The sequence below is a fragment of the Sulfuricella denitrificans skB26 genome, assembly GCF_000297055.2.
Lineage (GTDB): Bacteria > Pseudomonadota > Gammaproteobacteria > Burkholderiales > Sulfuricellaceae > Sulfuricella > Sulfuricella denitrificans.
Map to the genome: position 1 here is coordinate 842599 of NC_022357.1, position 11205 is coordinate 853803.

At 59.3% G+C, this 11205-nt stretch carries 11 protein-coding genes; 8 read left to right on the top strand and 3 right to left on the bottom strand.

Features of this window, described 5'->3' with window-relative positions; translation table 11 throughout:
• Window positions 1-17: 17 nt before the first annotated feature.
• The 8 genes from SCD_RS17050 (at window position 18) to alaS (ending at window position 6658) form a co-directional block, all read left to right on the top strand.
• Window positions 18-371, top strand: a complete 354-nt coding sequence (locus tag SCD_RS17050; protein ID WP_009206368.1) for an AIR synthase related protein — start codon at window positions 18-20, stop codon at window positions 369-371.
• Window positions 334-972 carry a thiamine-phosphate kinase gene (gene thiL, locus SCD_RS04195; RefSeq protein ID WP_332370309.1) on the top strand — a complete coding sequence of 213 codons (639 nt, stop codon included), beginning with the start codon at window positions 334-336 and terminating at the stop codon, window positions 970-972. The genes SCD_RS17050 and thiL overlap by 38 nt, the downstream gene beginning before the upstream one ends.
• Window positions 973-1076: 104 nt before the next feature.
• Window positions 1077-1565: a phosphatidylglycerophosphatase A family protein gene (locus SCD_RS04200; RefSeq protein WP_021035778.1), complete on the top strand. Its 489-nt coding sequence runs from the start codon at window positions 1077-1079 to the stop codon at window positions 1563-1565.
• Complete coding sequence (gene pncC / locus SCD_RS04205) at window positions 1565-2050, top strand: nicotinamide-nucleotide amidase (RefSeq protein WP_009206365.1); 486 nt, start codon at window positions 1565-1567, stop codon at window positions 2048-2050. Before SCD_RS04200 ends, pncC begins: the two co-directional genes overlap by 1 nt.
• 84 nt (window positions 2051-2134) lie before the next feature.
• Window positions 2135-3166, top strand: a complete 1032-nt coding sequence (gene recA / locus SCD_RS04210) for a recombinase RecA (RefSeq protein WP_009206364.1) — start codon at window positions 2135-2137, stop codon at window positions 3164-3166.
• Window positions 3159-3599, top strand: a complete 441-nt coding sequence (gene recX, locus SCD_RS04215; RefSeq protein ID WP_009206363.1) for a recombination regulator RecX — start codon at window positions 3159-3161, stop codon at window positions 3597-3599. Before recA ends, recX begins: the two co-directional genes overlap by 8 nt.
• 34 nt (window positions 3600-3633) lie before the next feature.
• Complete coding sequence (locus tag SCD_RS04220; protein ID WP_009206362.1) at window positions 3634-3981, top strand: hypothetical protein; 348 nt, start codon at window positions 3634-3636, stop codon at window positions 3979-3981.
• A gap of 55 nt (window positions 3982-4036) precedes the next feature.
• Window positions 4037-6658 (top strand): alanine--tRNA ligase, encoded by a 2622-nt coding sequence (gene alaS / locus SCD_RS04225; protein ID WP_009206361.1) that lies wholly within the window; start codon window positions 4037-4039, stop codon window positions 6656-6658.
• Window positions 6659-6730: 72 nt separating this feature from the next.
• Here the strand turns inward: alaS and SCD_RS04230 are convergent, their stop codons facing one another.
• The 3 genes from SCD_RS04230 to aceF all read right to left on the bottom strand — a co-directional run bounded on the left by SCD_RS04230 (window position 6731) and on the right by aceF (window position 11194).
• Entirely contained in the window at window positions 6731-7972 is a 1242-nt protein-coding gene (locus SCD_RS04230; RefSeq protein ID WP_009206360.1) for an EAL and HDOD domain-containing protein, read from the bottom strand.
• A 62-nt stretch (window positions 7973-8034) separates the two neighbouring features.
• A complete protein-coding gene (lpdA, locus tag SCD_RS04235) occupies window positions 8035-9756 on the bottom strand; it encodes a dihydrolipoyl dehydrogenase (RefSeq protein WP_041673316.1) in 1722 nt (573 codons plus the stop codon).
• 124 nt (window positions 9757-9880) lie between these two features.
• Window positions 9881-11194, bottom strand: coding sequence for a dihydrolipoyllysine-residue acetyltransferase (aceF, locus tag SCD_RS04240; protein ID WP_009206358.1), 1314 nt, complete (start codon window positions 11192-11194; stop codon window positions 9881-9883).
• Window positions 11195-11205 lie beyond the last annotated feature (11 nt).

Consider the following 11205-nt stretch of genomic DNA (forward strand, 5'->3'; position numbering starts at 1 on the left):
CTCCTCACAAAATAGAAATGCCTTCCGAATTCGACCTGATCCGCCGTTTTTTTACCCGCGAAACACCCGGTGCCGTACTCGGAGTGGGGGATGATGCGGCGCTGTTGGCGCCTACTTCCGGCATGCAGCTGGCTGTGTCCACCGACATGCTGGTGGAAGGGCAGCATTTCGCCCCTCAGGATGGGCCTGGATCGGTTGGTTACAAATCTCTGGCGGTGAATCTGTCTGACATGGCGGCGATGGGGGCGACACCGCGCTGGGCGACGCTGGCGCTTTCCCTGCCGGGGGCTGACGAAGTCTGGCTGCGCGGGTTTGCCGGTGGGTTTTTTCAGTTTGGCGCAAAAATTTGGCGTAGAGTTGGTGGGTGGTGATACCACGCGTGGACCGTTGACCATCTGTGTGCAAATCATCGGTGAAGTGCCGCCAGGTCTGGCGTTGCGCCGGGATGGCGCGCACGGGGGCGATGAAATCTGGGTGTCCGGTGTGCTGGGTGACGCTGCGCTGGCGCTGGCCAACCTGCAGCGCCGGGTCGAGCTGATGCCGCTAGAATCCGCATCCTGCCTGCCCAGGCTACGCGTGCCACTGCCGCGGGTCGAACTGGGTCTGGCACTGCGCGGCGTGGCCAGTGCCGCTATCGATATATCAGATGGCTTGCTGGCTGATTTGGGACATATCCTGGAAAGCTCCGGAGTGGGGGCGAAAATCCATTTCGAAGCTTTGCCGCTGTCCGAAGTGGCAAGCCGTTATATCGAGCAGGAAGTGGTTCAAAACTGCGTACTGGCCGGGGGCGACGATTACGAATTGTGTTTTACCGCACCGCCGGAAAAGCATGCGGAAATTCTTTCCATCGCGCAGCAAATCGGTTTGCCGCTGGCTTGCATCGGGATTATTAAGAACACAGCAGGCTTGAGCGTCCTCCGGGCCGGTCAGGCCATGACCATCAAGGCGACCGGGTTTGACCATTTCTCCTAAATTCGTGTTCAGCCATCCGGCTCATTTCTTCGCGTTCGGTTTTAGCTTTGGCATAACATTGTGCTGGCGCAAAATGTTAGCCTGCACTGAAACCTTATTCTGCCATGACAAATAACACACCGACCTTGCGTTTTGTAATCGGCCATCCGGCCCATTTCTTCGCATTCGGTTTTGGTGCCGGATTGAGCCCCTACGCGCCCGGTACGGTTGGGACGCTGGTCGCATTTCCCTTATTTTTTTTGCTGCGCGGCCTGGATCCGGTGATTTATTTCTCCTTGGTTGCCGTGCTGTACGCGGCGGGAATCTGGTTTTGTGAAGTCGCCGGAAAGTCGCTGGGCGTGTCGGATCATGGCGGCATTGTCTGGGACGAAATCGTCGCCTTTCTGTTGGTGCTACATTTTTCTCCTCCGACACTGCTGGGGTACGCATTAGCCTTTGGCCTGTTCCGCCTGTTCGATATCTGGAAGCCGTTCCCGATACGATACGCAGATCAGCGCATCCATGGCGGTTTCGGCGTGATGTTCGATGACTTGCTGGCGGCAATATACGCGGTCGCCGGTTTGCTGCTCCTGGTCCGATGGGGGGTAATTTGATGGACGATAAGCTATATCGACTGGCTGAGGACGTGGGCAATGCATTGAAGCGGCACGCCATGATGCTGGTGACGGCGGAATCCTGCACCGGTGGATGGGTCGGGCAGGCCGTGACGGCGGTGCCGGGCAGCTCGCACTGGTTCGACCGGGGGTTTGTTACTTACACTAACGATGCGAAGCAGGAAATGCTGGGTGTCTCTGCAACAACGCTGGCTGAGCATGGCGCGGTTAGCGAGTCGACGGTGCGGGAGATGGTGTCCGGCGCGCTAAAAAACAGCCGTGGCCAGGCGGCACTGGCGATCAGCGGTATCGCGGGTCCAGGCGGCGGCACCCCGGAAAAGCCAGTGGGCACGGTGTGTTTTGCCTGGGGTTTGGCGAACGGTGGCGTTACCAGCGAACAACGATATTTTTCCGGTGACCGCCGCGAGGTGCGACAACAGGCAGTAGAAAGAGCATTGCAGGGATTGCTGGAGCGCCTGGAGTGAAAGAATGTTTGTTGGGGTGAGCTGGCGAACCCCAACAAACCCGACTTGTGACATAATTGAGCGATTGATTTTAAGGGAAATACCATGGACGAAAACAAGAACAAGGCGCTGGCTGCTGCACTATCCCAGATCGAAAAGCAGTTCGGCAAGGGCTCCATCATGCGCCTGGGCGACGGCGAAGTGGTCAAGGATATCCAGGTCGTGTCGACCGGTTCGCTGGGGCTGGATATCGCCTTGGGCGTCGGCGGCTTGCCGCGCGGGCGGGTGGTGGAGATCTACGGGCCGGAATCCTCCGGCAAGACTACGCTGACCCTGCAAGTGATCGCGGAAATGCAGAAACTCGGCGGTACCGCCGCTTTCATCGACGCGGAGCACGCGCTCGATCCGCAATACGCGCAGAAGCTCGGCGTGAATGTTTCCGATCTGCTGATTTCCCAGCCCGACACGGGGGAACAGGCACTGGAAATCGCCGACATGCTGGTGCGTTCAGGCTCGGTGGATATCGTGGTGATCGACTCGGTAGCTGCGCTGACCCCCAAGGCCGAGATTGAAGGCGAAATGGGCGACTCCCACATGGGCCTGCAGGCCCGGCTGATGTCGCAGGCGCTGCGCAAGCTGACCGGCAACATCAAGCGCACCAATACCCTGGTGATCTTCATCAACCAGATCCGGATGAAAATCGGCGTCATGTTCGGCAATCCCGAAACCACGACCGGTGGCAATGCGCTCAAGTTCTACGCTTCGGTGCGCCTGGACATCCGCCGTACCGGCGCGATCAAGAAAGGCGATGAGGTGATTGGCTCGGAAACCCGCGTCAAGGTGGTCAAGAATAAGGTGGCGCCCCCCTTCAAGCAGGCCGAGTTCGACATTCTCTACGGCGAGGGTATCTCGCGCGAAGGCGAGATCATCGAGCTGGGCGTGGTGCACAAGCTGGTCGAGAAATCCGGCGCCTGGTATAGCTACAAGGGCGAGAAAATCGGCCAGGGCAAGGACAACTCGCGCGAGTACCTGAAGGAGCACAAGGACATCGCCGCCGAGATCGAAGCCAAGGTGCGCGCTGCGGTCGGTGTGAGTGGCCTGCCGGCGACGGTTGATCCCGATACGGTGGATGCCTGATCTCAGCCTGCGTCAGCGGGCGTTGAACTACCTCGCGCGGCGTGAATATACCCGCGACGAGCTGTATCGCAAGCTGCTGCCTTATGCCGAGGAATCGGACTCTCTCGAAGATCTGCTGGCTGATTTCAAGGCACGCGACTGGCTATCCGAGCAGCGCTTTGTCGAGCAAGTGGTCCATGCCCGTAGCGGCCGCTACGGTAGCCGGTATATTGCCCACGAACTGCGGGAAAAAGGGGTCGCTGATGAACTGATAGCGCAGGCCCTGCCGCAACTGAAGGAAAACGATCTGGAAACCGCCCGCACCATCTGGGCGAAAAAGTTCGGCAAGCTGCCCGAGGATGCTAAAGAACGTGCGAAACAGATGCGTTTTTTGCAAAGCAGGGGATTCGGCCTGGATGTGATCGGCAAGCTGCTGAATGGCAGCGACAGGTGAAATCTGTGCCTTTGGAAATTGAAGAGGATATGCAATGAAAAAAATGCTGTTGGGTGTGGCCTTGGCGGGCCTGCTGGGATTGTCCGGCTGCGACTATTTGCCGTTTGGATTCACTCCGGTGAAGGAAATTATGACCTCTCCCGCGCAGTTTGAAGGCAAGGAGGTCAGAGTCAAAGGCAAGGTCAAAGACATTGTCAAAGTTCCGCTGGTCGACCTTAAGCTGTACGTGCTGGATGATGGCAGTGGCGAGGTAACGGTTGTGGCTGGCGAGAGTCTGCCGGCAGTGAACGAAACCGTTACGGTCAAGGGGGTCGTCGAAAGCATGGCCATCATGGGCGGCGAGTCGATAGGCCTGCGTATCAAGGAAAAGAAACGGTTCTAGCGTAGCTGGCGCGTCATGCGCACATTTAAGGATATTGTGTTTTGGGGAAGCAAGAATGAAAAGCAGTGAAATCCGTCAGAAATTCCTCGATTATTTTGCTTCCAAGGGACATGCCGTGGTGGCGTCCAGCTCCCTGGTGCCGCACGAAGACCCTACCCTGCTGTTCACTAATGCTGGGATGAACCAGTTCAAGGATGTGTTCCTCGGCTTCGACAAGCGTCCCTATACCCGCGCCGCCAGCTCCCAGAAGTGCGTACGTGCCGGCGGCAAGCACAACGACCTGGAGAACGTCGGCTATACGGCCCGTCACCATACCTTTTTCGAGATGCTGGGCAACTTCAGCTTCGGCGATTACTTCAAGCGCGAGGCAATCCACTACGCATGGGAACTGCTCACCGACGTGTTCAAGCTATCCAAGGACAAGCTGTGGGTGACGGTGTATGCCGAAGACGACGAAGCCTACGACATCTGGACCAAGGAAATCGGCGTGCCGGCCGAGCGTGTGATCCGCATCGGCGACAACAAGGGCGCCCGCTACGCCTCCGATAACTTCTGGATGATGGGCGATACCGGCCCCTGCGGTCCCTGCACCGAGATTTTCTACGACCACGGCGAGCACATCTTCGGCGGCCCTCCCGGCTCACCTGACGAGGACGGCGACCGCTACATCGAAATCTGGAACAACGTCTTCATGCAGTTCAACCGGGACGAACAGGGCGTCATGCACCCCCTGCCCAAGCCATCGGTGGATACCGGCATGGGGCTGGAGCGTATCTCCGCCGTGCTGCAGGGCGTGCATGCCAACTACGAGATCGACCTGTTCCAAGCCCTGATCCAGGCCGCCGCGCGGGAAACCCATTGCGCCGACCTCGACAGCCCGTCGCTGAAAGTGCTGGCCGACCACATCCGCGCCTGCTCCTTCCTCATCGCCGACGGCATCATCCCCGGCAACGAAGGCCGCGGCTACGTGCTGCGCCGCATCATCCGCCGCGCTATCCGGCACGGCTACAAGCTCGGCGCCCGCGCCGCGTTTTTCCATAAACTGCTGCCGGACCTGGTGGCGGAAATGGGGGATGCCTACCCGGAGTTGAAGCAGAATCAAAGCCGCATCAGCGAGGTGCTGAGGCTGGAGGAGGAGCGTTTCTTTGCCACCATCGAGCACGGCATGGCGATTCTGGAGGCGGAACTCGGTGCGATGGCGCAGTCCGGCATCCAGGTGTTCAACGGCGAAACCGCCTTCAAGCTGCATGACACTTACGGCTTTCCGCTCGACCTGACTCAGGACGTGTGCCGCGAGCATGGCGTGACCGTCGATGCCGCGGCCTTCGATATCGCTATGGCGCGCCAGAAGGAACAGGCGCGTGCTGCCGGAAAATTCAAGATGGCGGCCAACCTGGAATACGATGGCCCGGCCACGGTCTTCAATGGCTACGAAACCCTGGAAGCCAAGAGCAACGTGCTGGCCCTGTACAAGGATGGTTCCCCGGTGAACGAACTGGTGGAAGGCGAGATGGGCGTGGTGGTGCTGGACAATACCCCGTTCTACGCCGAGTCCGGCGGCCAAGTGGGGGATAGAGGTGCGCTGCAAAGTGTGCATGGCATTTTTACGGTGGAAGATACCCAGAAAATTCAGGCCAGCGTGTTCGGCCATCACGGCGTGGTGAATACCGGCAAGATCAGCGTTGGCAACAACGTTACGGCCAGGGTGGACACCCAGGCCCGTGCTCGCATCATGCGCAACCACTCGGCCACTCACCTGATGCACAAGGCCTTGCGCGAAGTACTGGGTTCCCATGTGCAGCAGAAGGGGTCGCAGGTGGATCCGGACAAGACTCGCTTTGACTTCGCCCACAATGCGCCGATGAGTGCTGGGGATGTTCGCAGGGTGGAACAGATCGTCAATGCCGAGATTCTCGTTAATTCGGCTACCCAAACCCGTCTTGTGCCCATCGAGGAAGCCCAGACGCTGGGCGCCATGATGCTGTTCGGCGAGAAATACGGCGACGAGGTGCGGGTACTGGACATCGGCAGTTCCCGCGAGCTGTGCGGCGGCACCCATGTGGCCCGCAGCGGCGATATCGGCCTGTTCAAGGTGGTGGCAGAAAGCGGCGTGGCAGCCGGCGTGCGGCGTATCGAGGCAGTCTGTGGTGACAACGCGCTGGCTCTGGTGCAGCAGCAGCAGATGCTGCTGGCGGGCGTGGCGGAGGCCCTCAAGGCCCAGCCGCAGGAAGCGGAAGCCCGTGCCGTTCAGGTTCTCGATCATGTGAAGGCGCTGGAGAAAGAACTGGCACGGATCAAGTCCAAGCTGGCCTCCAGCCAGGGTGACGATCTCGTTGCTCAGGCGGCAGATATCAAGGGCGCCAAGGTACTGGCGGCAGCTATCGAAGGCGGTGATGCCAAAACCCTGCGCGAAACGCTGGACAAGCTCAAGGATAAGCTCAAATCAGCGGCGATCGTGCTGGCGGCGGTGGAGGGCGGCAAGGTTACCCTGATCGCTGGTGTAACCGCCGATCTGACTACAAAAGTGAAGGCGGGCGAACTGGTCAACTTCGTTGCCCAGCAGGTGGGCGGCAAGGGCGGCGGGCGACCGGACATGGCCCAGGCTGGCGGAACTGATCCGGAAAAATTGCCCGCTGCGTTGGCTTCAGTAAGGGATTGGGTGGCCGGACGGTTGTGATTTCACAGGGGGTCTGGCGGTTCTCATATTGAATCCAGAACCCCACAACTTGCGATCCCTGTTGACTGATTGCTAGGTTTCCGCCGTTTCCTTGAGCATGTGTGCCCAGTTCATGGCTTCGATCTGGGCTTGCATCAAGTGGCCCAGGTTAAGCTGCATGTCGGCCAGCAAACCTTCGGCGGCATTGAAATCGTTCTGCTCCAATTTCTCCACCAGCAGCAGCATATTTCCCAGCTTTCCCTCATGCTTCAGCAGCGCGTTTTCGACGTCGCTTGCCAGGTTGACCTGCTTGACCACTTCCTCTAACGGCATGCCAAGCAGGGTATCGAGTAACGACATGATGCCGGTCATGAAGGCGCGGTCGTGGAGATCCTTGTCCCGCTCAGACAGAGTCACGGCCAGCAGTTCCATCAGCTTGCCGCGGGTGGCAGCCAGTTCCAGCAGCGGGCTATGCATGTCGCCGCCCTGGTTGACGAACAGCAACAGTTGCAGCCAGCGCTGCAACTGTTGCCGACCCAATACGACAATCGCCTGCTTGAGCGAGCTGATCTTGTAGCGCGCCCCGACCGCAACCGAGTTCACCAGTCGCAGCAGATTGTAGCTGAGCGAGGGGTCGTGTTTGAAAGCCTGTTCGATTTCATGCGTTTCAGCATCACCCAGAATCAGCTCGAGCAGCTTCAATAACATCAACTTGGAAGAATCGGCGCGTTTGCCGCTCAGGGTGACCGGGCGGGCGTAGTAATAGCCCTGGAACAGGTCGAAACCGAGTCCCTTGCATAGTATGGCCTGATCGATATCCTCGACTTTCTCTGCCAGCAGTTTCACCGGCCAGTTCTTGAGATACTTGACGTTTATTTCCAGTCCTTCCTGTCCCATCTGCGGCAGGTCGATCTTGATCACCTCAACGATATCGAACAGAGGTTTGAATTGCGAGTCGCCGCCGAAATCGTCCAGCGCCAGGCTGAAGCCCATCCCCTTGAGTTCTTGGCAGCGGTTGATGATTTGTTCGTCGACCTGGATGGTTTCAAGCAACTCGATGACGATTTTATCTTGTGGTAGCAGCTCGATCATGTCGGACAGCAGCAGATCGGCATTGACGTTGATGAATCCTTTTTTGTCCCCGAGCACGCTGGCGATTCCGAGTTCGCTGAAAGCGTGGGTGATGACGTGTGCTGTGGCCAGCAGGTCATTTGTTATGTGGGCACTGGTGCTTTGTCCAGAGGAGCGGAACAGCAGTTCGTAGGCGACGATTTGCTGGTCGCGGTCGAGGATAGGCTGGCGGCCGATAAAGATGTCTTGGAGGCTGTCTGGCATAAGAATGAATAATGTCCTTATCCGTTCTGTCCGTCAATCAGGCAGCGGTGTTCCGGCAGTTGCTATTTACGTTTTATGTACAGATCGGTGATGGTGCCTTCCACCATTTCCGCCGCGAAGCCCAGGGTTTCCGACAGAGTCGGGTGGGGATGAATGGTCAGCCCGATATCCTGCGCATCCGCACCCATTTCCAGCGCCAGCACGGCTTCAGCGATGAGCTCGCCGGCATTGCTGCCGACGATGCCGGCGCCGAGGATGCGGCGGGTATCCTTTTCAACGATCAGCTTGGTGATGCCCTCGTCGCGACCGATGGATAGCGCCCGGCCGCTGGCCGCCCAGGGGAACGATGCCTTCTCGTAGGCGATGCCCTGCGCCTTGGCTTCGGTCTCGGTCAGTCCCATCCAGGCCACCTCCGGGTCGGTGTAGGCGACCGAAGGGATGGTGCTGGGGTCGAATGCCGCCTTGTGGCCGGCAATAACCTCCGCGGCTACCTTGCCCTCATGTACTGCTTTGTGCGCCAGCATCGGCTGGCCGACGATGTCGCCGATGGCGAAGATGTGCGGGATGTTGGTGCGTTGCTGCTTGTCCACCGGGATGAAGCCCTGGTCATCTATCCGGATACCGGCGTTCTCGGCTCCGATCAGCTTGCCGTTGGGGCGGCGACCTACCGCAACCAGTACCCGGTCGTACAACTGCGGTTCAGGTGCATTGTCTCCGCCGAAGGTGGCAAGAATGCCCTCTTTCTTCGCCTCCAGTGCGGCCACGCTGGTGTTGAGCAGAATCGCTTCGTAGCGTTTCTCGATGCGTTTGAGCAGGGGCTTGACGATGTCAGGGTCGGCGCCGGGCATGAGCTGCGGACCACGTTCCACTACGGTAATTTTTGCGCCCAGCGCATAGTAAACGGTGGCCATTTCCAGGCCGATGATGCCGCCGCCGATAACCAGCATTCTTTTCGGAACGTCAGCCAGTTGTAGTGCGCCAGTCGAGTCGATCACGCGCGGATCGATCGGGAAGGTCGGAATCTTCACCGCCTGCGATCCAGCGGCGATGATGGCGCTGTCGAAGGTCACCGTGACCTCGCCTTCTGCGGTTTCGACACGGATGTGATGGGGTGCGACGAACTGGCCGACGCCGTGTATGACCTGGATGTTGCGCTGCTTCGCCAATACGCCCAGCCCGCCGGTGAGCTTGGCGACCACGCTTTCCTTCCAGGCACGGATCTGGTCGATATCGATTTTCGGCTTGCCGAAGCTGACACCGTGGTGGCTGACCTCTTCCGCCTCGGAGATGACCTTGGCGACATGCAGCAGCGCCTTGGAGGGAATGCAGCCGACGTTGAGGCAGACGCCGCCGAGACTCGGATAGCGTTCGATCAGGACCACCTTCTTGCCCAGGTCGGCGGCGCGGAAGGCAGCGGTGTAGCCGCCCGGGCCGGCACCCAGTACCACCACGTCGGTCTGGATTTCCGCTGCGGATATAGTAACGGCCGCTTCGGTCGCCGGCTGCTCCGGTGCTTTTTGCTGCGGGGCTGGCGCGCTCTCCTGTTCAGCTTCCAGAGTAAGAATCAGCGATCCCTGGGAAACCTTGTCGCCAACCTTCAGCTTGAGCGACTTGACTACGCCGGCATGGGACGAGGGGATTTCCATCGTCGATTTTTCGCTTTCCAGCGCGATCAGCGAGTCGTCTTTCTGAATTTTAGCACCCGGCTTCACCAGGATTTCGATGACTTCGACGTTGTTGAAGTCGCCAATGTCCGGCACGGTTACTTCGATGATTTTGCTCATATTCTCTTCCATGAGGAGTGAGGGGTAAGAAGTGAGGAGTAAAACCTCCTGGCCCAAGTTTCATCCTAGTGAGGCGTAAGCGAGAGGGAGGTTCTCCTCACTCTTCGCTCCTTGCTCCTCACTCTTAAAGCAGCAATCTACGCACGTCCGCCAGCATCTGGCTCAGGTCGGTGATGAAGCGCGCACCTTGGGCACCGTCGATGACGCGATGGTCGTAGGACAGCGACAGCGGCAGCATCAGGCGCGGCACAAATTCCTTGCCGTTCCACACCGGTTTCATGGTGGCGCGGGAGATGCCGAGGACCGCCACTTCAGGCAGGTTGATGATGGGCGTGAAGAAGCTGCCGCCGATACCGCCCAGGCTGGAAATGCTGATGCTGCCACCCTGCATTTCGCCGGGGGTGAGCTTCTTGTCGCGCGCTTTCTGGCTGATGGTCATCAGCTCGCGCGCCAGATCTAGCACGCCTTTCTGGTCGGCGTTGCGGATCACCGGCACCACCAGTCCGTCCGGCGTGTCCACCGCCATGCCGATGTGGACATATTGCTTGAACACCAGGCTTTCGCCGTCTGCGGAAAGAGAGGTGTTGAAGTGGGGGTGGGCTTTCAGAGCCGCTGCCACGGCCTTGATCAGGAAGGCCGGCAGAGTGAGGCGGACGCCCTGTTTCTGTGCGTCGTCGCTCATCGCCTTGCGGAAGGCTTCCAGCTCGGTGATGTCGGCTTCCTCGTGCTGGGTGACGTGGGGCGCGGTGACCCAGTTACGGTGCAGGTTGGCGCCGGAGACTTTCTTGATCTTGGTGAGCGGCCTGACTTCGATCGCACCGAACTTGGCAAAATCGACTTGCGGCATTTCCAGCACCGACAGACCGGTTCCGCCGGCAGCACTTCCACGCGGGCGCGATAGCTCGGCTTTGACGAAGGCCTGTACGTCCTCCTTGAGAATCCGGCGTTTCGGGCCGGAGCCGTTGACCAGGGCGAGGTTGACGCCCAGTTCGCGGGCGAAGGCACGCACCGACGGACTGCCGTGCACTTTGATGTTATCGCTGATGTCGGCGAGCGGCGCCGGGGAAACCGGTGCGACAGGGGCGGCTGGGGCCACTGTTCTGACCGGTGCTATGACTGCCGGCGCTGTGGCTGCTGCCGGAGCTGCCGGTTGTGGTGCGGCGGCGACCGGTTTTGCTGCCGGAGCCTTGCCCTCTTCTGTGACTTCCATCAACAGGATCAGGCTGCCTTCGGAAACCTTTTCTCCCACCTTGGCGCGTACGGCGGTGACCTTGCCGCTCCAGGGTGAGGGGATGTCCATGGTGGCTTTTTCGCTTTCCAGCGTAATCAGCGCGTCTTCGGCCTTGACGATGTCGCCTTCCTTGACCAGGACTTCGATCAAGTCGATGGAGTCGAAATTGCCGATGTCGGGAACACGAACTTCTTTTATTGTGGGCATTGAGTTTCTCC

Bases quoted from the DNA above. Each gene is read 5' to 3' on its own strand.
- SCD_RS04220 (WP_009206362.1), top strand. From the start codon at position 3,634: ATGAAAAAAATGCTGTTGGGTGTGGCCTTGGCGGGCCTGCTGGGATTG.
- SCD_RS17050 (WP_009206368.1), top strand. From the start codon at position 18: ATGCCTTCCGAATTCGACCTGATCCGCCGTTTTTTTACCCGCGAAACA.
- SCD_RS04200 (WP_021035778.1), top strand. From the start codon at position 1,077: ATGACAAATAACACACCGACCTTGCGTTTTGTAATCGGCCATCCGGCC.
- recX (WP_009206363.1), top strand. From the start codon at position 3,159: ATGCCTGATCTCAGCCTGCGTCAGCGGGCGTTGAACTACCTCGCGCGG.
- SCD_RS04230 (WP_009206360.1), bottom strand. From the start codon at position 7,972: ATGCCAGACAGCCTCCAAGACATCTTTATCGGCCGCCAGCCTATCCTC.
- pncC (WP_009206365.1), top strand. From the start codon at position 1,565: ATGGACGATAAGCTATATCGACTGGCTGAGGACGTGGGCAATGCATTG.
- alaS (WP_009206361.1), top strand. From the start codon at position 4,037: ATGAAAAGCAGTGAAATCCGTCAGAAATTCCTCGATTATTTTGCTTCC.
- aceF (WP_009206358.1), bottom strand. From the start codon at position 11,194: ATGCCCACAATAAAAGAAGTTCGTGTTCCCGACATCGGCAATTTCGAC.
- recA (WP_009206364.1), top strand. From the start codon at position 2,135: ATGGACGAAAACAAGAACAAGGCGCTGGCTGCTGCACTATCCCAGATC.
- lpdA (WP_041673316.1), bottom strand. From the start codon at position 9,756: ATGAGCAAAATCATCGAAGTAACCGTGCCGGACATTGGCGACTTCAAC.